Here is a 23,348-nt window from a genome sequence, read left to right on the forward strand (position 1 = left end):
CGAATTGCTTGACGACCATAGAGCGTTGGAACCACCTGATCCCATCCCGAACTCAGTAGTGAAACGACGCATCGCCGATGGTAGTGTGGGGTTTCCCCATGTGAGAGTAGGTCATCGTCAAGCTTAAATTCCAAACCCCTCATTCGCGAAAGCGAGTGGGGGGTTTTTTTTTGCGCCGAGAAAAGTGGGCGGCAGGCTGATCATTGCCCCATCCGGCCAGCAAACGAAGAAATAACAGGTCGCGATAGACGCATTCCTCCTTATTGCGTCTAGGATTGCCAGCAGTGGTCCGCCACGCGCAGACCTGTTCGTTTACCCTGTAGGCAAAACCCTCTAGAGCTTTTTCCATGTCTGATGTTGCAGATGCTGGTGAACTGTCCGAGATGCCATTGGAGGCGTTGACCGCCTGCCATGAGTGCGACTTGCTGATGCAAAAACCCGAGCTGCAGGTCGGCGAAAGTGCTCACTGTCCGCGCTGCGGTTATGAGTTGTATATGAGCCGCCCGAAGGTGGTGAAGCGCAGTATGGCGTTGGTGATTGCAGCACTATTGCTGTATTTCCCGGCCAACTTTCTACCGATCATGGAACTGAGCCTACTCGGCCAGAACAGCACCGACACCGTTTGGAGTGGCGTCCTCGCCCTCTACGAGTCCGGCATGCAAGGCGTGGCCGTGGTGGTATTTCTCGCCAGCATGGCGGTACCGTTGCTCAAGCTGGTCTGCCAATTCCTGGTTTTGCTCAGCATCCAATTGAAATTCGGCCGCAGTTACGGCCTGCTGCTTTACCGCATTTATCACCATATGCGTGAGTGGGGCATGCTGGAGGTCTATCTGATGGGCACGCTGGTATCGGTGGTGAAACTCATCGGTCTGGCGGACATAACGCTGGGCGTCGGCTTGGCCTGTTTTGTATCGCTGCTGCTGATTCAGGTCTGGCTGGAAGTGACCATGACGCCACATCAAATCTGGGATGCGTTATCGGGAGAGGATGACCATGCGGGCCATTGATGCAGGCATTCTGGTGTGCCACGAATGCCACCAACTGAACCGGGAAGAGCCCGACAGCCACAGCCAGTTCTGTACTCGCTGTGGTGGCAGCGTGCATGCGCGCAAGCCTAATAGCCTCACACGGACCTGGGCATTGCTGCTGACCTCTGCCGTGCTTTATGTCCCCGCCAATCTGCTGCCGATCATGACCGTCAGCACCCTCGGTAAAGGCGAGCCCGACACCATCATGTCCGGGGTGATCGCCCTGGTTCAGTTCGGCATGATCCCCATTGCCGCCGTGGTGTTTATCGCCAGTATTCTGGTGCCCACTTTCAAGCTGGTGGGCATTGGTTTGCTGCTGTACTCGGTGCAACGCCGGCTACCGATGTCGCCCCGCCAGCGCATCGTCATGTACCGCTTTATTGAATGGATAGGCCGCTGGTCGATGCTCGATGTGTTTGTCATCGCCATCCTGGTGGCCCTGGTCAACTTTGGCAGCCTGGCCAGTATCGAACCGGGTTATGGCGCCGCCGCTTTTTGCAGTGTGGTTATCCTGACCATGTTGGCTGCATTAACCTTCGACCCGCGCTTGCTCTGGGACAACACCGAAACGGACGACGATGACAATGACTGATCTGCCCAAAGCCAAAATCCGCCCGGCCTCCAACTGGTCCGCCATCTGGGTCCTGCCGCTGATTGCCCTGCTGATTGGCGGCTGGTTGGCCTGGCGCGCCTACGACCAGGCAGGCATCGATATTCAGATCATCTTCGCCACCGGCGATGGTATTCAGGCTGGCAAGACCGAAGTTATCTACAAAGGCATGCCGGTCGGTAAGGTCAAAACCCTCACCCTGGACGACACCGGCGCCCGCCGTGGGGTCATCGCCACGGTGGAAATGGATAAAGACGTCGAGAAATACCTGCGCACCAACACCCGCTTCTGGCTGGTCAAGCCTAGCGTCAGCCTGGCCGGTGTGACGGGTCTGGAAACCTTGGTGTCGGGTAATTACATCACCGCCGCGCCGGGCGACGGCGAGCCGGAACGTAAATTCACCGCCCTGGACGAAGTGCCGCCGATTGCCGATTCGGTGCCCGGTTTGCACCTGACCCTGAAGGCCGAACGCCTGGGCTCGCTGAACCGCGACAGCCCGGTGTTCTACAAGCAAATCCAGGTGGGCCGGGTGAAGAGCTACAGCCTTGCCGCCGACCAGACCACCATCGAAGTGAAGGTATTCATCGAGCCGCAGTACGCGCAACTGGTGCGTAAACACACGCGCTTCTGGAACGCTAGCGGCGTGACGGTGAACGCCGATCTGAGTGGCTTCAAGGTCCACACCGAATCGCTGGCGAGCATCGTGGCCGGTGGTATCGCATTCGCCACACCTGAGCACCGTAAAGACAGCCCGCCCACGGACCCAAGCCTGCCGTTTCGTCTATACGAAGATTTCGACGCCGCCCAGGTGGGTATCAAGGTCAACGTCAAACTCGCTGACTTTGAGGGCTTGCAGGCAGGCCGCACGCCCGTGATGTACAAGGGGATTCAGGTCGGCACGCTGAAAACCCTGAAGATCAATGACGACCTGTCCACTGCTTCGGCCGAGTTGGCGATGGACCCTCGTGGAGAAGACTATCTCGTAGAGGGAACCGAATTCTGGGTGGTCAAACCTGTCATCTCGCTGGCGGGAATCACCGGCATCGAAGCCTTGGTGAAGGGCAACTACATCGCAGTGCGGCCGGGGGAGCGGCCTAACCCGCCGGCCCGCGACTTTGTCGCTCGCCTCAAGCCTCCACCGCTCGACCTCAGTGCCCCTGGCCTGCACCTTGTACTCTACAGCGAAGTATTGGGCTCGCTGGAGGTTGGCAGCCCGGTGCTCTACAAACAGATCAAAGTCGGCACCGTGCAGAGCTACCAACTGGCCCGCGACCGCAAACGCGTGGCCATCGGTGTGCATATCGAGCCGGAGTACGCCAATCTGGTGAACAACTCCACGCGCTTCTGGAACGCCAGCGGCATCACCCTCACCGGCGGCCTGTCCGGCGTCACGGTGAAAAGTGAGTCGCTGCAAACGCTGCTCGCCGGTGGTATCAGTTTCGAAACCCCAGACCCCAAAGCCGCGCCGACCAAGCGGGTGCAGCGTTTTACCTTGCACACCGATCGCGAAAACGCGCTGCAAAAAGGCACGGTGATCAACATTCGCGTCGACTCGGGTGACGGTCTGAAACCCGGCACGCCGATTCGCTACAAAGGCATTGATCTGGGCAAAGTCGAAACCGTGACCCTCACCGACGATCTGCAAGCCGTGCAGCTCACCGCTCGTATCACCGAGGGCGCGGACAAAGTTGCCCGCGTCGGCTCGCAGTTCTGGGTGGTGAAACCGGAGTTAGGCCTGATCCGCACCGCCAACCTCGACACCCTGGTCAGCGGTCAATACCTGCAAGTGCAGCCGGCGGCCAAGGCTGTCACACCACAGACCAACTTCGTCGCACTGAGTGAACCGCCGGTGCTGACCACTCAGGAAAGCGGGTTGCGTCTGACCCTCAGCGCACCGCGCCGCGGCTCGATCAAGATTGATGTGCCGGTCACCTACCGCGAAGTGCAGGTTGGCAAAGTCACTGGCATTGAACTGGGCTCCAACGCCGACCGCGTGCTGATCCGCATCCTGATCGAGCCGAAGTATGCCGCTCTGGTCCGCAGTGGCAGCCGCTTCTGGAGTGCCAGTGGTTTCTCGGTGGATTGGGGCCTGTTCAAGGGCGCCAAGGTGCGCACTGAGTCGGTTGAGTCGTTGCTGCAGGGCGGCATTGCCTTCGCGACTCCAGATGGCGAGCAGATGGGTGCGCCGGTGAAGGCGGAGCAGACCTTTGCGCTGAATGAAGAGGCCAATGATGAGTGGCTGAAGTGGGCGCCGAAAATACCTGTGGGTAAATAAACAAAAAGGGCCGCAATAGCGGCCCTGTTCCATGGTGGTCAAAAGCTTCGCGGCTAAAGCCGCTCCTACGAGATCGCACGATTCGTAGGAGCGGCTTTAGCCGCGATTGGTCTTTACGCCGGTTCAACCTCCGCCTCAGCCTTCACCACCGGCGCATGCCGACGGATGTACTTCCAATCCGCCTCATCGATGTAAATCCCGTTCGGCCCACTGCCGCCTTCCAGGTCGATGGCGATATGGGCGCTCACCTGCGGTTTCACACTGGCCAGAATCGGCACGAAGCCCAGCTGCAGGCTGGTTTCGATCAGTGCCTGCTGGTTGCGTTCGTCGATGTCCGCGGCTTCGTCCAGGTAGTACGGCAGGCGTACCTTGCCGGCTTGTTCGCGGTCCATCAGGTGCAGCAACAGGTACATGTTGGTCAGTGCCTTGATGGTCATGGTGGTGCCGTTGGACGCGGCGCCATCAATGTCGGTGTGCACGATCGGCTGGCCGCCGACCTTGGTGATTTCGAATGCGAGCTCGAACAGATCCTTGAGCCCCAACTGGTTATGGTTGGCCGCTACCAGGCGTGCCAGGTATTCCTTGGCTTCCTCGTTGCGCACGTCCTGATCGGCCGACTGGTTGAGGTCGAACACGCTCAGGGTTTCGCCTTCTTCGTACTGACCGGCGCTGTGGATGATCTGGTCGATGTGCTTTAGCGCGTCCTTGTTCGGCGCCAGCACGATGCGAAAGCTTTCCAGGTTGGAGACCTGGCGACGGTTGATCTCGCGGTTGAACAAGGCCAACTGGTGTTCGAGGTTGTCGTAGTCGCTGCGGATATTGCGCAGGGTCCGGGCGATATCGGTGACCGCGGCGCGGCGCGCCTTGGCCAGGGTCAGGGCTTCGTCCTGACGGTGGGCGTAGGCGTTGACCAACAGGTGCAGGCGGCGCTCGACATCGTCTTCGCTGTCGAACTTGGCCACACCCTTGAGGCGGATCTGCGCGTACAGCGCGTCGATCTGCCCGTCGATGCGCTGCAGGCTCTGCCAGGCGTCTTGGTAGTCGTTGAGCAGCGGCAGCAGGTTGTCCAGCGAGTCGTCCACCGGATCCATAAACGGCGTACCGAACGGCAGGTTGGCCGGTAGCAACTGACGGCGACGCAGGGCGTCTTCCAGGGTGCGTTCCTTGGCCTCCAGATCGGCCAACTGGCGACCAACCAACTGCAGCTTGGCCGACAGTTGCTGGACGCGTTCGGTGAAGGCATCACTGGCGCGCTTGAGGTCATCCTGGGCCGCTTCGGCCTGCGCCAGCTGCTCCAGTTTGCCCGGCTCTTCGACGGCCAGGGTCTGGCTGCGACGGAAGTCTTCCAGGGCTTTCTGTGCGTCCAGCACCTGGTTGTACAGGCTTTCGGCCTGGGCCTTGCTGGCGGCACGGTCAGACGCCACGCTCTGCTGGGTCTTGAGCTGTTTCAGCTCTTTCTCCAAGCGTTCTTTCTGATCGCGCAACGCGGCACGGTCAGCCAGGGCTTGCAGGGCCGGCGGTTCGATATGGCTGAGGTCGATGCTCAAGCCCGGCACTTCGAAGCGCTCGGCTTTGAAGCCGTCGAGGATCACTTCCAGGGATTTCACCCACTTGCCGTCTTCGTCCAGGCCAATGCCGTGTTCGCCCAATGGCAGGCTGAACAGCGCACCATTGAACAGGCGCATCAGGCGCTCGACGTCCTGTTGGCTGAACTCTTCACGCAGGCGGGCGTAGCTGTTGTTGTCGGCGTGTTCCAGTTGTTGGCGCACCGACTTCAAGCGTTTCTCCAGGTCACGCAGACGCTCGTCGAGGTCTTCGCTGCTGAACTGCCGCGACTGCGCCAGGGCGCCAGCCAGTTCGTCGTGGGCATCCTTGGCGGCCAGCAGTTGCTGCTCCAGCACCTGGGCATTGTCGACCAGGGCGAAGCGCTGCTTGAGCACGCCGAACTCGCCGAGCCAGCGTTGAATCTCGCTGATCTCGCGCTCCAGACGCATCAGCTCCTGGGTGCCGCCGCGCTGGTTCTGTTGCAGGCCATCCTGCTCGCCACGGTAGTGCTCGGCTTGAATCACCAGCTCTTCGCGGCGGGCGCCGGCGTAGTCCTGCCAGGCGCCGAGCAAGGAATCGAGCAGCGGCGAAATGCGGTGCAGCTTGCCGCGCAGCACTTCGCGCTGGGCCACGCCGGCACTCAGCGCTTCCACCAACGGCCCGGCAGCGACCAGCGATTGGTAGTCGGCTTCCATCCGGCGTACATCGCGGAAGGCTTCTTCGCACGCGGCAATGTAATCGACGCTACCCGAACGCAGGCTGTGCTCGAAGGCATCGAGGAACAGCTGCTTGAGTTTGGCCGCCGTGATTTCGCGCATGTGCAGCAGGTTGATAAACAGCGCGCGGAAGGTCTTCAGGCTCTGTTCACTGGTGGAGCGCAGCGGGATCAGGGTCAGGTCCAGCGGAATCGAGGTGTGCCCGCCCACCAGCAAGCGCCGCAGCTCTTCGGGCTTGAGCTCGTAGGCCTTGATGTTCTCGCGTTCGAGGTTGGCAAACAGCTCGCGCTGACGCAGGCAGGTGCCGTTCTTCTGGTAGTGCTCCAGGTGCAGCTCGCCGGCATAGGCGAAGAACTGGTGACCGAAACCGCCACCCGGGCCACGACCGGCCACGCCGATCACGTGCGGGCCGTGCGGCAGGGACACTTCGACGAGGATGTAGCTGGTGTCGCTGGCGAAGTAGAACTTGCGCGAGGCTTCCAGGCTGTACTTGCCGAAGCTCATGTCGGACATGCGCGCCAGAATCGGGAATTGCAGGGCGTTGATCGAGGCACTCTTGCCCAAGTTGTTGGCGCCGTACACCGACAGCGGCTGTTCCAGCGGGAACAAGCCCAGGCTGTAGCCGGCGGTGTTCAGCAGGGCAAAGCGGCGAATACCGTAGCGTTCCTGGCTCATGCGTCGTTCTCCTGATTGGCACGCTCTTCAGCCATGGCGCGGACCAGGGCCTGTTCTTCGCTTTCTTCTTCCTGAACCAGCGCAACGACGGCGCCGGGCAACGGCGGTATATCGCCGTCGTCTTCGCCCTCGATCAGCAGAATGTCGTCTTCACTGCTGTCCTCATCCACCAGTACCGGGGTGGGCAGCGGCAACACGCTGTGCAGGCTGGCCGCCAGGTCGCGGTCCTGTTGCACCGACAGGCATACATCAAGGAAGCGGTGCATCGGCGGCAGAAAGCGGTAGATGCCGTTGTCTTCGCTGGCGAAACCCAGCTGCGTCATACGCCGCATGACCTTTTCTTCCAGCTCTTCCTGGGTGGTGACTTCGGCCTGCAGAAACAGGTCGCGGTACTTCTCCAGCAACGGTGGCAGCTCATCGCGGCCGAGGCTGCCGCCATCGAGCACCGCCAGCGGGTCGCGGCCCTGGTCGGCGAGGTGCTCGACCAGAATGAAGGTAAACAACGCCAGACGCTGGGCGGTCTTGTTCACCTGGGCGCCCATCTGTTCGGGCACGAAGTAGTAGAAACCGCGGCTGTCGCAGACCAATTCAAACCCCAACGCGCGAAATAGCGCGCGGTAGGCGTCCTGCTGGTTGGACAGTTGGCTGTACAGCTCGGCGTCGCGGTGGCTGACGTGGTAACCCTTGAACAGCTCGCGAAAGATTGGCGCCAGTTGGCTCAGTTCGGACAGGTCAATATTCATACACAGGCTTCTTCAGAAAGTCGGCTACGGGCTTACGCATGTTTGCTGGCCACCAGGGCAAACGAGCACAGGCTGACCTGGTGCTCGGCGGTGAGGTAATCGCGGCGCTCCAGGCGTTCGCGCTGGAAGCGGCCGTCACGCGACAGGCGCGAGAACCAGTACAACAGCTCGTCGGTGGCGCCAGTGGGCTCCTGCTCCAGCAGCCAGACCATCAGGTCCGGCAGCGGCAGGGCGCTCTGGCAGCGCTCGAGCATTTCCCGCGCGGTGCGCGGCGCCTGGGGCGCATCGCCACCTTTGCGGGTGCCGCTGGCCTTGGGAAATTGCGTGGGTTTGGGTTCGAAACGAGCCAGGGCATAGACATACGACTCGACCTGGCTGGTACTGCCGAGAAAGGTGCTCTGCGGCCGGGTGAACAGCGGCATGGCCGCCTGCGGTACGGCGTCCAGGCCCTTGCGGCGAATCGCCGACAACGCCAGCGCCGCGCCGCGGGTCACGGCATTGTGCCGGCGCGCTTCTTCACGCAGCGGCAGCAGCAGCTCGCGGGCGCGGCGCAGGGTCAGTTGGGCGGTGGTCTGCATTTCCAGAATGCGCGCATGGGTGCGCAGCAGCAGGTCGTCATCCACCAGTTGGCCCAGGCGATGTTGCTCGCTGAGCAGCTTCAACAGCACCTGCTCGACACGGCGCACGCCCTGTTCGAAGGCACCGTCGGCGTTGACCAGCTGAATCATCGGCTCGACGTACTCGTCCCAGGTCGCCAGGACTTCGGCATAACGCTGACGCAGGGGAATCTGCCGGTCGCTGGTCTTGGCCCGATCGGCTACGCCGACCAGCGCCTGTTCGTCATTGGCGAGTTTTTTCAGCACGTCGCGCACGCGCATATCCAGCAGCCGCAGTTGGCGGGCCAGGTCGCTGGCGTCGCGAATCTCGAAGGCATCCTGAATGTAACCGGCCAGGCGTTCGAGGTGGCGCAGATAGGCTTCGATTTCCAGGCACAGGCCAAGGCGGTGTTCGCGGCGCAGGTAGGCGAGGAAGTCGTGAATTTGCGCATTGAGCTCGAAGCGGTTCGGGCTCTTGGCCACCGGCACCAGGATGTCCAGGCGGATCCAGGTGTCCAGCAGGCCGGTGATATCGGCCGGGGTGCTCTCCACCAATTGCACCGCCAACTGCGCGCGCAGTTCGATCAGGCTCATGGTGCCTTGGTCGAACCGCTCACAGAGCGGCTCGAGTAACGTCCAGTGTTCAGCGAGGGCGCGCAATACGCGCTTGGGCTCGATCATGTGCACTCGTTTTTTTGATTAGGGGTGGGGCAAAGGTCGCGATTGTACTGCATGAGGGGTGGGGCGCTTCATTCTCAGGTGATCAAAGGCCATCCGATTCAGCCGCGATGCATTTACCCTGCAAAAGTGACCAATTACGGCACTTAGCGACCCCCGCGCGAACCTTTGTTTCAACCCTGTTACCTCCCCAGTCAGCGTTTCAAGTACTTGAAACCGTTGGCATGTTTTCTGCGATAGGGTTGGCAACTGCACTTTCTGGAACGCCCATGTCCGCTAACACTGCCGCCTACGCCCAAGCCCGCTGGGATGAGTTGGAACGCCAGAGCGACCTCGACTGGGACCTGGACGCGATCACCGATCGCCGCGAGGCCGTGGCCTTTTTGCAGCGTTTCGAAAACCGCCTGTGCATCTATTCCAGCTACGTGGAAAAGCTCTACAGCAATTACAGCTTCGTGGTGCCGGAAGCCGAAGAGGGCAGTATCACCATCCTCCCCGACGAGCAGGCCTGGCACGACACCTTCAACGACATTCCCGCCGACGCGGTGGAGCCCACCGGCATCCACATCCTGCCCGGCGAAACCATGGGTTACAGCGGCCTGTACTTGAAGATTCCGGGTGAACACCGTCTGGTGGCGTCCAAGGAGTTGCCGTTTCAGGAAGGGCTCAAGCTATTGATCCAGCGCTACCAGGCCAAGGGCGAAAGCTTTCTGCCGGTGCTGATCAAGGGCGACCTGCGTGAGTACGAAGCGCGCATGCCCTCGCTGCACCTGCACCGCATCAACCCGGCCAAGCTGGGTAACAGCTCCAAACTCAGCGTCGACGCGATCAAGGGCGCGATTGCCGATCACCTGATCGCGCTGTTCCGTCAGCACTGATCCCCCGCCTGCCAGGGTGGCGTTACGCCAGTGTGATTTTGCGTAACAGTCGCCCAGCCTCCCGCCCAAATTCTCCTGTGCAAACTCGACTATGGGTCGGGCGTGTGTGGCGACCGAGCTTCTTATAGTGATGCCGTGGATTCCTGCCGCGTTTACGCCTGGGGTCCGGCCACAATAAGAATAAGGAAATCACCATGCGCTCGCCCCGTAGCCTTGCCGCACTTGGTTATGTCTCTCTGCTCACTGGCGCTCTGCTGGCTGGCCCTGCCCAGGCCAAGCTGGAGGCGTTGGCCGATAGCGAGTTGTCGAATGTCACCGGTCAGGCGTTTATCAACCTGACCACCGACGCCAATGCCGGCATCAACTACACGCGGGTGAATCTGGGGGTCAACCTCGACACCCAGCTGAACATGAAAAAGCTCCAGCTCGGCCAATACAACGACAGCACCACACGGCCGGGTGAAGTCGCGGGCTCTTCCGACATCCTGATCAACAACTTTGCCCTCGGCACGGTGAATGCCGACGACAGCATCAACGCCTTCAAGATCGCCAACCCGTTTATCGAACTGGCCTACGAAGGCAACAAGGTGGTCGGTGTGCGCATCGGTTTTGGCGAGGCCAAGGGCACCTTGTCCGGCGACATCGCCAGCCTCACCGGCAACGTGCCGGTGCATATCAAGGGCAGTGGCCAGGCGATTTACGACGTGGCCAACGTGGGCCAGAAACTGATCTTGGGCATCGGCGGCATCTACACCACCAGTACGCTTGAGGCCGATGCGCAACTGGTCAACAGCAGCGGCGCTGCCGACCCGGTTCGCGGCACCCAGGCCGGGATCAAGAACGGTGATGGTCTGACCTGCACCAGCGGTTGCCTGCCGATTCTCACTGACGCAGCGCTGGGCATTATCAAATCTGACGGTTGCGCCCTGTTGGGCATCCAGACCTGCTTCAACCTGGCTCAATTCAAGTCGTTGCCAGTGGGCAATATGGCGGTGGTCGACCAGGCCAACACCGCCGCCATCGAGGGCGCGACCAAAGGCTTCTTCATTTCCTTGCAAACCAAGGATGTGGCCTGGCGCGATCTGGACAGCAACTCCTTCATGACCGCCCTCAAAGGCGCCTTCATGAACATGCCCAAGTACAAAGACGCCAACGGCAATATGGTTTCGCCGATCAACATCGACTTCAACCAGGCCTTCAATGGAATTCCGCGGCAGGACACCTGCCTCGGTTCCGCGACTTCCGGGTGCTGAGATGAGTGCCCCGTTGCGGTTTGCCGCGTTGGCGCTGCTGGCGGTCAGCAGCCTGGCCCGTGCCGAGATGCAAGCCCTGGATGACCAGGAACTGTCCGGCGTGCAGGGCGCCGGGTTTGGTTTCGTCCTGGAAAACATCCTGCTGGATGCCAACAACTCGACCATCACCATCAACGACATCACCAACGGCAGCGGCCAGAACGTGCCGATCTCGGTGAAGGAGTTTTACCTGGGCGCCGCCGGCAGCAACAAGGGCGCCAACCTCAACCCGGTGACCATCGGCCGTCTCAGCTCGCCGTTCACCCTCGACCTGAATAAAGGCGAAAACCTGCGCACCCTGCGCGATGACGGTGTGTGGGTGCAGACCACGCCGAGCAACGTCGCGGTGCTGGCCCTGACTTTTCCTGAGCGCCTGACCGGTGCTGCCGGCCAGGCCTGTATTTCCGGTTACGCCGCCGCCGGCAGCAACTGCTCCAGCCGCGCCAGCGAGAAGGCTGACCTGGGCATTCGTTTCGACTTCCAGGTGGCCGCCGGGCGCACCGACATTCTCAATATCGACATCGCCGAGCTGGCCATGGACGGCTCCTACCTGCGCCTGTGGGGCGACAACGCGCGCAGCCAGCTGGTCGGCGAAATGCGCCTGAACCTGTATGCCAAAAGCCTCACGGTAATGTCCTGCGCCGCCGGTGCCACCAACTGCACCAGCGCCGCCGAGCAGGAAGCGCGCACCATCACCCTGAGCAACACCTACGCCAATATTGCCCTGGGCTACGGCAAAACCCAGCCGTTGCTGTTCGACGTCAACAGCAATGGCCAGTTTGTCCTCGAACTGCCCAACCCCACTGCTGGCGGCACCACCACCGCCCAGCGCAATACCCTGGCCAGCGACTTCTACGCCAACGCGCCGCGCACCAACATCATCATCGACAACCTCAAAGTCGGCAGCGGCAACTACAACACCGGTGGCTACAACTTCGGCTACAACGCGCTCGAGGGCCTGAGCATCAACTACCTGAAGGTGACCAGTCATGACCTTTAGACGCATCGAGTGGTTGTTCCTGTGGATCGCGCTGTTGCTGCCGGCGCTGGCGCGCAGCGAGCTGCAGCCGATGGCGGACGACGCCTTGAGCGCCACCAGTGGCCAGGGCGGGGTGTACTTGTCCGGCGACTTCAGCATCAACAAAAACGGCGGCGTGTTGTGGACCACCCCCAGCAGCAACACCGCCAGCACCTGGACTGCCACCCAGCGCAGTTGCGCCACCCTTGGTTCCAGCTCGCCGGAAGACTGCGGCATGCGCCTGGCCATTCGCGCCGAAGCGGCCGGCGGCTGGTACGTGCTGGACAACATGAAAGGTATTTTCAGCTTCGACGGCCTGACCCTGCGCACGCGCTTTATCGACAGCGGCTTCAATGGCGATGGCGCCACGTTCGGCCAGGACACCCTGGAGTTCGGCCTACCCAACGAAATGAAATTCCAGGACGCACGCTTCACCTTCGCCGTGGCCAACCAGGGCGGCTGGCGCAACAAGGCCGGCACCGCAGCCAATGGTGGCGACGCGACGTACCAACAGACCAATATTTTCTCGGCGAAGATCGACGGCAGCATTCGTATGCAAGGCAACGTGCTGGTGTTCCCTAAAAACTGAGAGCCTAAAAATTGAGGAGTAAGCGGATGCCCAGAAATCTGCTGCTATTGCCACTGCTCTGCCTCAGTTTGCCGAGCCTGGCCATGCAGGCGCTGGACGACGACAGCCTGGCCAGCGTCAACGGCCAGTCCGGCATCAGCATGGAAATCAGCGGCGGCGGCTGGTCGGCGAGCAACGTCAGCTACAGCGAAGACGGCAAAACCGTGGCGCTGAAAGAGGTCAGCAACCGTCCGGCCAGCGGCAGCACATCCACCTCCACCACCAAGATCGACGTGGTCGGCAACCAGTTGGTGGTCGAACACAAAGCCAGCCCGCAAGTGCTGGCTGTGAACAACGTGGAAATGGCCGGCAGCAGCAACAGCTTCGGCAGCTTCCGCGCCTTCTACATCCTCGGCGCCACCCTCAAAATCAAAGGCGGCGGTGCCAGCGGTGTCAGTGGAATCGGCCTGGATGACAGCAAGCTGTCGCTCACCGACGTGACCTTTTACTACCGCGACAACGGCTACGACCTGATCGTCAACGGCATGTCGTTCGACGCCTACCTCAACGCCGCCTACCTGGACATCGTCAGTGGCGGCAGCGGCAAAGAGGTCAAACTCGACCTCGGCAACTCGCGGTTGGTCGCCAACATCGGCGGCATCAGCCTGGACCTGGCCCACAGCGACGCGGTCAGTGGTGTGCCGGCGACGCCGACCAGCCCGGATACCCGCGACCCCAACTTCAACAAAAGTTTTGGCAGCCTCAACCTCGACCTGCGCCTGGGCGGCAGCCTTAGCATCGGCAGTGGCGGCGCCAGCGGCCAGGGCATCCGTATTCGGCCGAACCTGACCATCAGCAACAGCCTGTTCCAGTACCAGGACGAAGGTGTGCTGCGCGCCGAAAACTTCTCCGGAGTGCTCAGCAGCACCAACGGCCTGTTTCTCGACCTGGCCAGCGACACCACGGGCAATTACGCCCAAGTCAAATTCCCCGACCTGCGCCTGAACGCCACCCTCGGCGGCCTGATCATCGGCAACGCCAGCAACCAGAAACTCGGTAGCCTGGGCATCGACCTCAACTTCCTCGACGATGGAGCCAAACAGAACTGGCTGAAACTGCGCCCTGGCGGCGACCCCAATTCCGGTCTCAAAGGCATCACCGCCGACGTCAGCTGGAACATGGTCAACAGCTCGGTATCGCTTACCGATAATGGCAACAGCATGTGGTTCAGTGGCCTGCGCACCAACGGCACCGGTCAGGTCACCCTCGACCTGACCAAGAGCTGCGCCGCCGGCGCCAGCACCGGTTGCTACTCAGGCACCCAGAGCGACATGAGCAAGGGCAACTACAACGGCCATTTCGACGGCCTGCGCCTGGGCTTGAACAACATCAAAGGCAGCTACAGCTTCGATGGCCTGCGGGTTGGTAGCGCCACCGCGCCGCTGCAGGGCGGCACCGAACTGCTGGTGCTGATGGAAATCTTCCCGGCCTACGACTTCACCATGAACGGCCAACTGACTATCCAACCGGGAGGTTTCAGCGGCAGCGGCGTTCGCTACAACGCCGACTTCTACGTTACCGAAGCGCGCGCGGCGATCACGGTCGATGAGGCAGGCAGAGGCCTGTGGCTGTCCGGCACCAGCTACGACATGCACTTTCGCGACGGCACCCTGGACATCAGCAGCGGCGCCACGGGCGAGAAGGGAGGCGTCGAACTGCGCAAAGGCACCTACTGGTCGAAACTCGACGTCAGCGATGTACGCTGGGGCGACCGCGCCACCGGCACCAGCCTCGGCCGGATCATGCTCAAGCGTTATGAGCAGGGCTCGACCTTGGCCCTCAGCTCGGGCGGCGCCGGAGCGCTCTGCGTCGGTGCATCCGGCGGCACTGCCAGTGCCTGCGGTGCAGCGGGTGGGCGCTGGGAAGACCGTGGCAACGAAGGCGTGTCGGTAAAACTGAAAAGCGTTTTTGTGCGTGACACCGCGGTGGACAGTTCGGTGAATGGCGTGGCCACCGACGAGAAGCGCAACCAGATTCTGTGGGAGACCAACCGCACCGGCGGCAATGGCACCGGCGCGCAGTTGGTGATCGACAACTTCTCCACCTCCGATGGCGATCCGAACAATCCCAACGCCAACACCTATGGCGTCAATGCCGACCTCAACCTTGATGTGGCGCCAACCAAAGTGAAGGTCAAGAGCGGGGCCAATGCCGGCACCAACGTGACGCCGGACCCGTTGGGGTTTGCCGTGAACGGCCGGATCACGTTCAAGGAAGTGAACGTGGACCGCTTGCAGAATGTGCACCCGACCGGCGGGGCGGTGACGGCCATGTACGGGATCAAGGCGCAGAACGCGGATATTCGGGCGAACCTTACGGCTACGCCGATCAACTAAAACGGCCCCTCTCCCCCGGCCCTCTCCCGCAAGCGGGCGAGGGGTGACTTATGCTTGCGGCTCTGCGCGGTCAGCTCCCTCGCCCGATTGCGGGAGAGGGCTGGGGAGAGGGGCCTTTGATCTGCGTTTGAAATCACCACATACCAGAACCCGACACGACCCTTTCCCCCCACCCGTCTTTGCGGCGACAATCGCTCCCTTTCTTGCGTCAATCACGCAGACCCAGCGCCTGCGTGTGGAGCCTAAATGATCACCGAATTGCGCCGTCGCGCTTATCTGAATGCCATGCAGGTCGCCAACTGGCTGCCCCGCGTGTCGCTGCCATTCGCCGCGCCGTCTCGTCCTGAACTGTTCGAAGCGCTTGAGCCCGAGCCGCAGCCGGTAGCCGTCAGCGTCGAACCGGTGCAGCAAACCGCTGCAGCGCCGCAAGCAACCGTCGAGCCCAGCCCGCCCACCGTTACCGAACGGCCAAAAATCGAAGTCCCGCGCCCAACCGCACGGGTTGAGGCCAAGCCACAGCCTGTGGCCGCCGACGAAGAAACACCCGCTGCACCGGCCAAAGTGGCCCCGCTGCCGCCGCCCCGTTTCAGCCTGCAACTGCTGCGCGCCGGCTCCTGCGTAATCCTGGCCGAGTTGGCCACCGGGGAGCCTTTCGCCGCTCGTGATCCGGCCTACCTGCTACTCAAGGATCTGCTGCGCGCCGCCGGCCTGCCCGACAGCCCGCAGATTCTCGGCGAGCCAGTACGTTGGCCGCTGCTGGCCAAGGGCAATATGGACCAGGGCCCGCAGGCTGCGCTGGAGTACGTGCAAGGCTTTCTGATGGCGCGTATGGAGCAGGAGCAGGACTGCAAATGCTTGTGGCTGGTCGGTTTGCCGGCCATCCGGTTTGCTGGTGAGGCGGACGAAGACGCCTATAACCGCGAGCTGCAGGTGGAAGGGCTGGGCGCTGCCTGGGCCATGCCGAGCCTGGAGCTGTTGATGGACGAGCCGGTGCGCAAGGCGCCGTTGTGGCAGGCCATGCAGCGGGTGATGCGCCGCTGGCAGACGCAGGGAGCCGAGTCGCTGCATGAATGACACCGTTACCATCCGCCCGATGACCGAGGCGGATCTCGATGAAGTAGTCCAGATCGAATGCGCCGCCTACAGCCACCCCTGGTCGCGCAAACTGTTCCATGACGGCCTCAGCAGTTACGACTGCTGGGTGATGTTCGAAGGCGAGCGCCAGGTCGGCCACGCCATTCTCAGTGTGATCATCGACGAAGCCCATCTGCTCAATATCGCCATCGCCCCCCACGGCCAGGGCCGGGGGCTGGGCTTGCTCCTGTTGGAGCGCATTATGCAGCGCGCACTGGAACTGAAAGCCGGCGAGTGTTTCCTCGAAGTGCGTGCCAGCAACCTGGCGGCGTACCGGTTGTACGAGCGTTATGGCTTCAACGAAATCGGCCGCCGTCGCGATTACTATCCGGCCCCGGGTGGCCGTGAAGATGCCTTGGTGATGGCCTGCACCCTGTTCGACTAGAACCGGTTTTCGATTTTCTGGCACTGACGTACTCTCTGGCCCCATAACCATAAAAAAGGATCTGGGGCATGGGTGATACCGATGTGATTGTGGTCGGCGCGGGCATCTCCGGACTGACCGCCGCTTGGCGTCTGGCCCAGGCTGGCCAGCGGGTCAAGGTGCTGGAAGCCAATGCCCGGGTCGGTGGCCGCACCCTCAACCACCAGTTCGCCAGCGGCGAGGTCGCCGAAGTCGGTGGTCAGTGGGTGGGGCCCACGCAGGAGCGTATTCTCGCCTTGCTCGCCGAGCTCAAGCTGGACACCTTTCCGACCTGGAATCAGGGCGACAACCTCACCCTGTTCGGCGGCCGGCTCAAGCCCTATCGCGGCACCATTCCCAAATTCGCCCCGCACGTGCTGCTGGACATCGGCCAGGCGCAATGGCGGCTGGATCGCCTGGCCCGGCAGATCGACCTCGACGACCCCAGCCGCCACCCCAAGGCGCCGCTGTGGGACAGCATGAGCTTCGCCGAATGGTTACGCCGCCAGGTGAAAACTGAGCAGGCGCGCACGGTGTTCGACCTCGCCAGTGCTGCCGTCTTCGCCGCCAAACCTCACGACCTGTCGTTTCTGCATGTGCTGTTTTACATCAAGAGCGGCACCAACCTCGACACCCTGCTGGGCGTGGACAAAGGCGCGCAGCAGGACCGTATTGTCGGCGGCTCGCAGCGCATCAGCGAGGAACTGGCGTTGCGTCTGGACGGCGCGGTGCAATTGGCGCAACCAGTGCGGGCGCTGAAACAGGGCCTCGATCACGTCGAGCTGATCACCGACCAGGGCAGTCATCGCGCCAAGCGAGTGATCTTCGCCGTGCCGCCGACCCTGCTGCTGCGCATTACCCAGGAGCCGCTGCTGCCCGGTTGGCGCGACCAGTTGCTGCAACGTTTGCCGCAAGGTGCGGTGATCAAGTGCATGGCGATGTACGAGCGGCCGTTCTGGCGCGAACGTGGTTTGTCCGGGCAGGCCACCAGCGAGATCGGGCCGGTGCGCTTGACCTTCGACAACAGCGTGCCGGGCTCGAGCAAAGGTGTGTTGATGGGCTTTATCGAAGGCGACGAAGCCCGCCACTGGAGCAGCTGCGACGAAGGCGAACGGCGTGCACAGGTGCTGCAATGCTTCGCCCGTTACTATGGCGAGCAGGCCCTGCAGCCCCTGGAGTATGTGGATAAGTGCTGGGCCGACGAACCCTTTGCCCGTGGCTGCTACGCCGCGCTGTTTCCACCGGGCGTGTGGGGCAGCGGCGCGGCGCGCTTGCGCCAACCTCAGGGCCGTGTGCATTTCGCCGGCACGGAAACAGCGACGCGCTGGATGGGCTATTTCGATGGCGCGGTGCAGGCCGCCGAGCGAGCGGCGGCTGAGGTGCTGGCGCTGACTTGATTGGCTACAACGGCCGGCGCGTTCGGTCGCTGTGGCCGCTTCGGTGGTCGCCCATACTTCGCAGCCTATTTGCCTGCGCGGTCCTTGTGGGAGGGGCTTTAGCCGCGATGCTGTAGATCTAAAAGCTCGCGGCTAAAGCCCCTCCCACAAGAGCGTGGAGCGGCCCCACAAGATGATGAATAAGGACCTGTTCATGCACCTGCTCCGCCCCCTGCTAGTTGGCCTGTTGCTGACCTCTACCCTGGCCACCGCCGCCCCGCGCGATTTCACGATCTTGCACACCAACGACTGGCAGTCGCGCCTGTTGGGTTTTGGCCCTAACAACGAATACACCCCGGCCACCACCAACGACGACGGCACCGTCGGCGGTGTGGCGCGTCTGGCGACACTGGTCAAGGAACGCCGCGCCGCTGCCGGTGAGCAGCCACTGCTGTTGCTCGATGCCGGTGACTTCACCATGGGCACCCTGTTTCACACCATCACCCGCGAGGCTGGCAGCGAGCTGCGTCTGATGAGCGAGATTGGCTACGACGCCACCACCCTCGGCAACCACGAATTCGACTTCCGCCCCATGGGCCTGGCCGCCATGCTCAGCGCCGCCGCCAAGGCCGAAGGCGACCAGCTGGTGCCGGTGATCGCCAGCAATATCCAGTTCGACCCCAACAATCCTGGCGACGACAGCCTCAAGGCGCACCAGGATGCCGGGCGCATCGTGCCGTACAAAATCGTCGAGAAGGGCGGGATCCGCTTCGGCCTGTTTGGCCTGCTCGGTTACAACGCCATCACCGTGTCGCCGATGACCAAGCCGGTGACCTTCGCCGACCCGATCGAAACCGCCAAGGCGATGGTGAAAAAGCTCCGCGAGGAAGACAAGGTCGATGTGGTGATTCTGCTATCCCATATGGGCGTGGCGCAGCAGGACGACGGCAGCTGGCGCGGTGAAGAAGTGGAAATGGTCGAGCAGGTGCCGGGTATCGACATCGTCGTTGGCGGCCACTCGCATACCGCCTTGCCGCAGCCGGTGCTGGTCAACGGCCACACCCCGGTGGTGCAGGCCGGTTCGGAAATCCAGTACCTGGGCGAGTTGCATATGCGCCTGGGCGAGGACGGCAAAACCCAGGTGCGCGACTACAGCCTGCACCCGATCAACGACCAGACCCAAGGCGACGGGGTGATCACCACCCTGGTTGACGACTTCAAGCAACACGTCAGCAAGCAGATGCTCGAGCCCAAGGGCTATCGCTTCGACCAGCCGCTGGCCAAGGTCGATAAAACCCTGACCCGCGAGCACGACGATCCGATTCTCGCCAACCTGGTCACTGACGCGCTGCGCGATGCCACCGGCAGCGACATTGCCTTCACCGGCAACGGCACCATCCGCGACGACATGATCCAGGGCCGTACCGGCGTGCAGGCGGTGTCTGATTTGTTCCGCATCGCACCACTGGGCATCGGCCAACTGGACGACGCACCGGGTTACCCGCTGGTGAAGGTGTATGTCACCGGGCAAGAGGTGAAAGACATCCTTGAGGTGTTGCTGCTGGCTTATCAGATGCGCGACAGCGACAGCTACTTTCCCCGTGTGGCGGGGCTACGTTTTAGCTACAACCCCTACCGCGTGCCATTCGACCGCGTCAGCCGGGTGGAGCTGGGCGATGCCGTGCACGGTTACCGTGACCTCGACCTGAAAGACTCCAGGCTCTACAGCATTGGCGCCAGCAGCTACGTGGGCAGCTTTACCTGGCTGATTTCCGACCTGAGCAAAGGCCTGATGACCGTGGTGCCCAAGGACGTCAACGGCAAGCCGCTTGCCGAGCTCAACGACGCCATCATCGACGCAGACCCCAACACCCCCGGCATTCAGGAGTACAAAGAGTGGCAGGGTTTGCTCGACCATATCCGCCGTCTACCGGACGTCGACGGAGATGGCCTGGCGGACATTCCCACCACAGGTGCTGCCGCTGAACAGCGTATGGTGCGTGCACCGAGCTTTGCGCCGGCCGAGCTGTTCCGTTATGCCGGCACCTTGCAGTGGGGTGTGAGTGTGGTCGTGGTGCTGGGGTTGCTGCTGATTCTCTGGCTGCTGCGCCAGGCCGTGCGCCGCCGCCGGAATTAATGCTGTGACCCAAGCATCCGGCGGCTTGTCAAAGGCACCAGGCGCACCGTAGGGTGCGCATCGGATTTTTGGGAGTACTGATATGAGTGACGATCTGCAGCAGCTGTTTGACAACAACGCGCGTTGGGCGGAGTCGATCAAACAGGAAGACCCGGAATTCTTCGAAAAACTGGCCCGCCAGCAAGTGCCCGAATACCTGTGGATCGGCTGTTCGGATGCACGGGTGCCGGCCAACGAAATCGTCGGCATGTTGCCAGGGGATCTATTCGTTCACCGCAACGTGGCCAACGTGGTGCTGCACACCGACCTCAACTGCATGTCGGTGATCCAGTACGCGGTGGACGTGCTCAAGGTCAAACACATCCTGGTCACCGGCCACTACGGCTGTGGCGGCGTGCGTGCTTCGATGAAGGACGTGCAACTGGGCTTGATCGACGGCTGGATCCGCTCGATCCGCGACCTCTACTACGAACAGCGCGACCACCTGGCGCAGCTGCCGACTGAAGAAGAGCAAGTCGACCGTCTGTGCGAACTGAACGTGATCCAGCAAGTGGCCAACGTCAGCCACACCACCATCGTTCAGAACGCCTGGCACCGCGGCCAGAAACTGTCCGTCCACGGCTGCATCTACGGCATCAAAGACGGCCGCTGGAAAAACCTCAACGTCACCGTCAGCGGCATGGAGCAACTCCCGCCGCAATACCGCCTGCGTCCGCTCGGCCAGAGCTGAATCAAAAGCATCGAGGCTGAAGCCTCGATGCTTTTGCTCTGCTTTTCGTAGGGGAGGCGATTGCGGACTGGATTACTGAACGCGCTCGTTGTGTTCCATCTGCTCGCAGGTCATAAAACCTTTTCCATCGACGCGGTCGTTGGCATCAAAGCTCACGTAGTACACCTGCTTGGAACCATCCTTCTCCATCACATAGTTGTTGCAGGTGCCTGAGCGCACGGTGCGATGGATTTCGGTGGAAGGTGGACCACCCACGGTCAGCACCTGAGACTTGGTCATGCCCACGTCCACTTGCTTGGCCAGGGGTTCGTCGCGGTAAGTGACGTAGTCGACCGGGTTTTCCATTTTGCTGGCGCAACCTGTGACCGCTGCCAGTGCACAAAAAGCCGCGAGGAGTTTGGTTTTGTACATGGTGTCGTTCCTTGTGGGGAGCCGTTGTCGGCTTACTGATTTTTGAGCTGCTTCGCTGTCACTAAGTTCGAGTTATTTGCCCGCTCACAAACGCACGAAGCGCGGCACCAGCATCAGGCCGACACCGATGGCCACCAGCAGATACGGGTCGCTGACAAAGTAGCTGTAGCCCATCAAGGCCAGGCCGCAAACCCAGGCCACGGCCTGCCCTTGGCGTTTGCCGTAGATCAGGTAGCCCAGGCCGATCGAGCCAAACACCAGGCCGGCGAGCAAGGTGGCGGTGGAATCCATGCAGATACCTCGGGGTTTATCGGGGGCGCGCTGAACCTGGCGGCCTGGCGCGTTGCCTAAGTATGCCGCTGGCGCCGTCCAGATCACTCAAGGATTTCCCCATGTTTGCCCACTGCCTGCGTTTTTTGCTGCTGCCGGTGCTTGCCAGCCTGCTGCTCGGCGCCTGTTCCGAGCCACCGGCGCCGGTCAGTTTCGTCAATCGGGTGTGGAGCGTCAGCGAGTCGCCAACCGTGAGCAAGGGCATGCTCTACGTGTTTCTCTCCGACGGCACGCTGGTGCTGGCTTCGAGTGGCAACAAACCGGCCTTTGGCCAATGGCAGCAGGATGGCACTGATCTGGTGATGATCGAGGAGGGGCAGCGCCACAAGACCGAAGTGCTGATGGCCACCAAGGACATTCTGCAACTGCGCCAGCACAACCCCGGCGAGCCGGTGGAAATGACCCTGGTGCCGGCCGAGTAAGCAAAGCGCCAGGGGGCTGGCTAAGCTCAAGCGGCAGCGCGTCATTTACCCAGGAGAACTGCCATGCACCGCTTAGCCACTGCCTTGTTGCTGTCTGCCCTGAGTGCGTCGATTTTCACTACCTCGGCCTTCGCCACCACACCGCAGGAACGGATGAAAACCTGCAACGCCGACGCCACCACCAAAGCGCTCAAGGGCGATGAGCGCAATGCGTTCATGAGCACCTGCCTGAAGGCTGATAGCAAGCCCACCAACGCCTCGCAGGAGCGGATGAAAACCTGCAATGCCGACGCCACCACCAAAGCGCTCAAGGGCGATCAGCGCAACGCGTTCATGAGCACCTGCCTGAAGGCTGACAGCATGCCCACCAACGCCTCGCAGGAGCGGATGAAAACCTGCAACGCCGACGCCGCCACCAAGGCGCTCAAAGGCGATGAGCGCAAAGCCTTTATGAGCGACTGCCTGCAGAAAAAATAGGCCGCCGTGGGGCGACCGTTACTGCTGTTCGGTCGCCTGCTTCAACCGCTCGTTGTTCACCGCGTTGGCTGCATCGATCTGTTGCTGCATGTCTTTCATCTGCTGTTGCGCTTGCTGTGCCTGCTTGGCTTGCAAGGATGCGGTGGCGGCGGTTTCGCCCAGGCCGCAGGCACTCAGAGCGGTGGCGCAGGCGAGGATGGCAAGGGCCTTGAACGGGGACATGATTTACTCCAATGGGGAAGGCCGCAGCCAGTTGCCGAACTCTAGCAAAAGCCTTTCATAAACACTGCGTGGGGCGACACAATGGCAGCCACTGCGATGGCGTAGGAGCGGCTTCAGCCGCGATTCCTGCAAGCCTCGTTTTCAGGTCTGGCCACTCGCGGCTGAAGCCGCTCCTACGAACCCCGTCCGTGTCTATGAACAAAACCCACCTTCACCAGCGCTTTGTCGAACGGCTCAACGTCGATTTGCATAACGCCCAGCTTGCCCTGCAAACCGCCCACGAAGCGGCTACCCACGAAGAGAACGTGGCCGAAAACAAGTACGACACCTTGGGGCTGGAGGCGGGTTACCTGGCCCATGGGCAGGCGCGACGGGTGGCAGAAATCGAACAGGCGTTGCTGGCCTTTCGCGCCTTGCAGCTGCGTGAATTCGATGCCGACAAGGGCATTCAACTGAGCGCGCTGGTGCTGCTGGAAAATGATAGCGGGCAACAGCGCCGGCTGTTCCTGGTGCCCGACGGCGCGGGAATGAAAGTGCCGACCGAGGAGGGCGAGGTGATGAGCATCACCCCGCAGTCACCGATGGGACAGAGCTTGCTTGGCAAGGCACCCGGCGATGTGGTCTTGGTGAATGGCCAAGAGTCGGAAATCATCGCGGTCGCGTAGGGCGAATAACCGCAGAGCGGTTA

General features: G+C 61.8%; 22 protein-coding genes and 1 rRNA gene. 17 read left to right on the forward strand and 6 right to left on the reverse strand.

Annotated features, from left to right (window positions below; translation table 11 throughout):
- Positions 1 to 7: 7 nt before the first annotated feature.
- From rrf to C8K61_RS21765, 4 genes are all read left to right on the forward strand, one after another.
- A 5S ribosomal RNA gene (gene rrf, locus C8K61_RS21750) occupies positions 8 to 123 on the forward strand.
- Positions 124 to 347: 224 nt separating this feature from the next.
- Entirely contained in the window at positions 348 to 1,007 is a 660-nt protein-coding gene (locus C8K61_RS21755) for a paraquat-inducible protein A (protein WP_108098396.1), read from the forward strand.
- Positions 994 to 1,620: a paraquat-inducible protein A gene (locus tag C8K61_RS21760; RefSeq protein ID WP_108098397.1), complete on the forward strand. Its 627-nt coding sequence runs from the start codon at positions 994 to 996 to the stop codon at positions 1,618 to 1,620. The genes C8K61_RS21755 and C8K61_RS21760 overlap by 14 nt, the downstream gene beginning before the upstream one ends.
- A complete protein-coding gene (locus C8K61_RS21765; protein WP_108098398.1) occupies positions 1,613 to 3,913 on the forward strand; it encodes a PqiB family protein in 2,301 nt (766 codons plus the stop codon). The genes C8K61_RS21760 and C8K61_RS21765 overlap by 8 nt, the downstream gene beginning before the upstream one ends.
- 113 nt (positions 3,914 to 4,026) lie before the next feature.
- Here C8K61_RS21765 and mksF read toward each other — a convergent pair whose 3' ends face one another.
- Genes mksF through mksB form a run of 3 tightly spaced genes read right to left on the reverse strand, consistent with a single transcriptional unit; the run spans position 4,027 to position 8,869 of the window.
- Positions 4,027 to 6,849 (reverse strand): Mks condensin complex protein MksF, encoded by a 2,823-nt coding sequence (mksF, locus tag C8K61_RS21770; RefSeq protein ID WP_108098399.1) that lies wholly within the window; start codon positions 6,847 to 6,849, stop codon positions 4,027 to 4,029.
- Positions 6,846 to 7,592, reverse strand: coding sequence for an Mks condensin complex protein MksE (gene mksE, locus C8K61_RS21775; protein WP_108098400.1), 747 nt, complete (start codon positions 7,590 to 7,592; stop codon positions 6,846 to 6,848). The genes mksF and mksE overlap by 4 nt, the downstream gene beginning before the upstream one ends.
- A 32-nt stretch (positions 7,593 to 7,624) precedes the next feature.
- A complete protein-coding gene (gene mksB / locus C8K61_RS21780) occupies positions 7,625 to 8,869 on the reverse strand; it encodes an Mks condensin complex protein MksB (RefSeq protein ID WP_108098401.1) in 1,245 nt (414 codons plus the stop codon).
- 266 nt (positions 8,870 to 9,135) lie between these two features.
- Between mksB and C8K61_RS21785 the strand changes: the two genes are divergently transcribed.
- The 10 genes from C8K61_RS21785 (at position 9,136) to can (ending at position 20,798) form a co-directional block, all read left to right on the forward strand.
- Positions 9,136 to 9,744, forward strand: coding sequence for a hypothetical protein (locus tag C8K61_RS21785; RefSeq protein ID WP_108098402.1), 609 nt, complete (start codon positions 9,136 to 9,138; stop codon positions 9,742 to 9,744).
- Positions 9,745 to 9,938: 194 nt separating this feature from the next.
- Positions 9,939 to 10,997 (forward strand): DUF6160 family protein, encoded by a 1,059-nt coding sequence (locus tag C8K61_RS21790; RefSeq protein ID WP_108098403.1) that lies wholly within the window; start codon positions 9,939 to 9,941, stop codon positions 10,995 to 10,997.
- A gap of 1 nt (position 10,998) precedes the next feature.
- Positions 10,999 to 12,036 carry a hypothetical protein gene (locus C8K61_RS21795; RefSeq protein WP_108098404.1) on the forward strand — a complete coding sequence of 346 codons (1,038 nt, stop codon included), beginning with the start codon at positions 10,999 to 11,001 and terminating at the stop codon, positions 12,034 to 12,036.
- Positions 12,026 to 12,643 (forward strand): hypothetical protein, encoded by a 618-nt coding sequence (locus C8K61_RS21800; protein WP_108098405.1) that lies wholly within the window; start codon positions 12,026 to 12,028, stop codon positions 12,641 to 12,643. The genes C8K61_RS21795 and C8K61_RS21800 overlap by 11 nt, the downstream gene beginning before the upstream one ends.
- Positions 12,644 to 12,669: 26 nt before the next feature.
- Positions 12,670 to 15,018: a DUF6160 family protein gene (locus C8K61_RS21805; RefSeq protein WP_108098406.1), complete on the forward strand. Its 2,349-nt coding sequence runs from the start codon at positions 12,670 to 12,672 to the stop codon at positions 15,016 to 15,018.
- 246 nt (positions 15,019 to 15,264) lie between these two features.
- A complete protein-coding gene (locus C8K61_RS21810) occupies positions 15,265 to 16,092 on the forward strand; it encodes an energy transducer TonB (RefSeq protein WP_108098407.1) in 828 nt (275 codons plus the stop codon).
- Entirely contained in the window at positions 16,085 to 16,537 is a 453-nt protein-coding gene (gene rimI / locus C8K61_RS21815) for a ribosomal protein S18-alanine N-acetyltransferase (RefSeq protein WP_108098408.1), read from the forward strand. Before C8K61_RS21810 ends, rimI begins: the two co-directional genes overlap by 8 nt.
- 68 nt (positions 16,538 to 16,605) lie before the next feature.
- Positions 16,606 to 17,952 (forward strand): flavin monoamine oxidase family protein, encoded by a 1,347-nt coding sequence (locus C8K61_RS21820; protein WP_108098409.1) that lies wholly within the window; start codon positions 16,606 to 16,608, stop codon positions 17,950 to 17,952.
- Between the two features lie 193 nt (positions 17,953 to 18,145).
- Positions 18,146 to 20,068 (forward strand): bifunctional UDP-sugar hydrolase/5'-nucleotidase, encoded by a 1,923-nt coding sequence (locus tag C8K61_RS21825; RefSeq protein WP_108098550.1) that lies wholly within the window; start codon positions 18,146 to 18,148, stop codon positions 20,066 to 20,068.
- Between the two features lie 82 nt (positions 20,069 to 20,150).
- Positions 20,151 to 20,798, forward strand: a complete 648-nt coding sequence (can, locus tag C8K61_RS21830; protein WP_108098410.1) for a carbonate dehydratase — start codon at positions 20,151 to 20,153, stop codon at positions 20,796 to 20,798.
- 72 nt (positions 20,799 to 20,870) lie between these two features.
- Here can and osmE read toward each other — a convergent pair whose 3' ends face one another.
- Both osmE and C8K61_RS21840 read right to left on the reverse strand, forming a co-directional pair.
- Positions 20,871 to 21,209, reverse strand: coding sequence for an osmotically-inducible lipoprotein OsmE (gene osmE, locus C8K61_RS21835; protein WP_108098411.1), 339 nt, complete (start codon positions 21,207 to 21,209; stop codon positions 20,871 to 20,873).
- Positions 21,210 to 21,293: 84 nt separating this feature from the next.
- Positions 21,294 to 21,500: a hypothetical protein gene (locus C8K61_RS21840; RefSeq protein ID WP_108098412.1), complete on the reverse strand. Its 207-nt coding sequence runs from the start codon at positions 21,498 to 21,500 to the stop codon at positions 21,294 to 21,296.
- Between the two features lie 101 nt (positions 21,501 to 21,601).
- Between C8K61_RS21840 and C8K61_RS21845 the strand changes: the two genes are divergently transcribed.
- Positions 21,602 to 21,961, forward strand: a complete 360-nt coding sequence (locus tag C8K61_RS21845; RefSeq protein WP_108098413.1) for a hypothetical protein — start codon at positions 21,602 to 21,604, stop codon at positions 21,959 to 21,961.
- Between the two features lie 63 nt (positions 21,962 to 22,024).
- A complete protein-coding gene (locus C8K61_RS27130; protein WP_108098414.1) occupies positions 22,025 to 22,438 on the forward strand; it encodes a PsiF family protein in 414 nt (137 codons plus the stop codon).
- 18 nt (positions 22,439 to 22,456) lie between these two features.
- On the opposite strand, the gene C8K61_RS21855 is transcribed toward C8K61_RS27130, so the two are convergent.
- On the reverse strand, positions 22,457 to 22,660 hold the full coding sequence (locus tag C8K61_RS21855; protein ID WP_108098415.1) for a hypothetical protein: 204 nt from the start codon (positions 22,658 to 22,660) through the stop codon (positions 22,457 to 22,459).
- A 194-nt stretch (positions 22,661 to 22,854) separates the two neighbouring features.
- Here C8K61_RS21855 and C8K61_RS21860 point away from each other — a divergent pair, with 194 nt between their 5' ends.
- A complete protein-coding gene (locus C8K61_RS21860; protein ID WP_108098416.1) occupies positions 22,855 to 23,325 on the forward strand; it encodes a GreA/GreB family elongation factor in 471 nt (156 codons plus the stop codon).
- Positions 23,326 to 23,348: the final 23 nt, after the last annotated feature.

This window comes from Pseudomonas sp. GV071 (genome assembly GCF_003050835.1).
Taxonomy (GTDB): domain Bacteria; phylum Pseudomonadota; class Gammaproteobacteria; order Pseudomonadales; family Pseudomonadaceae; genus Aquipseudomonas.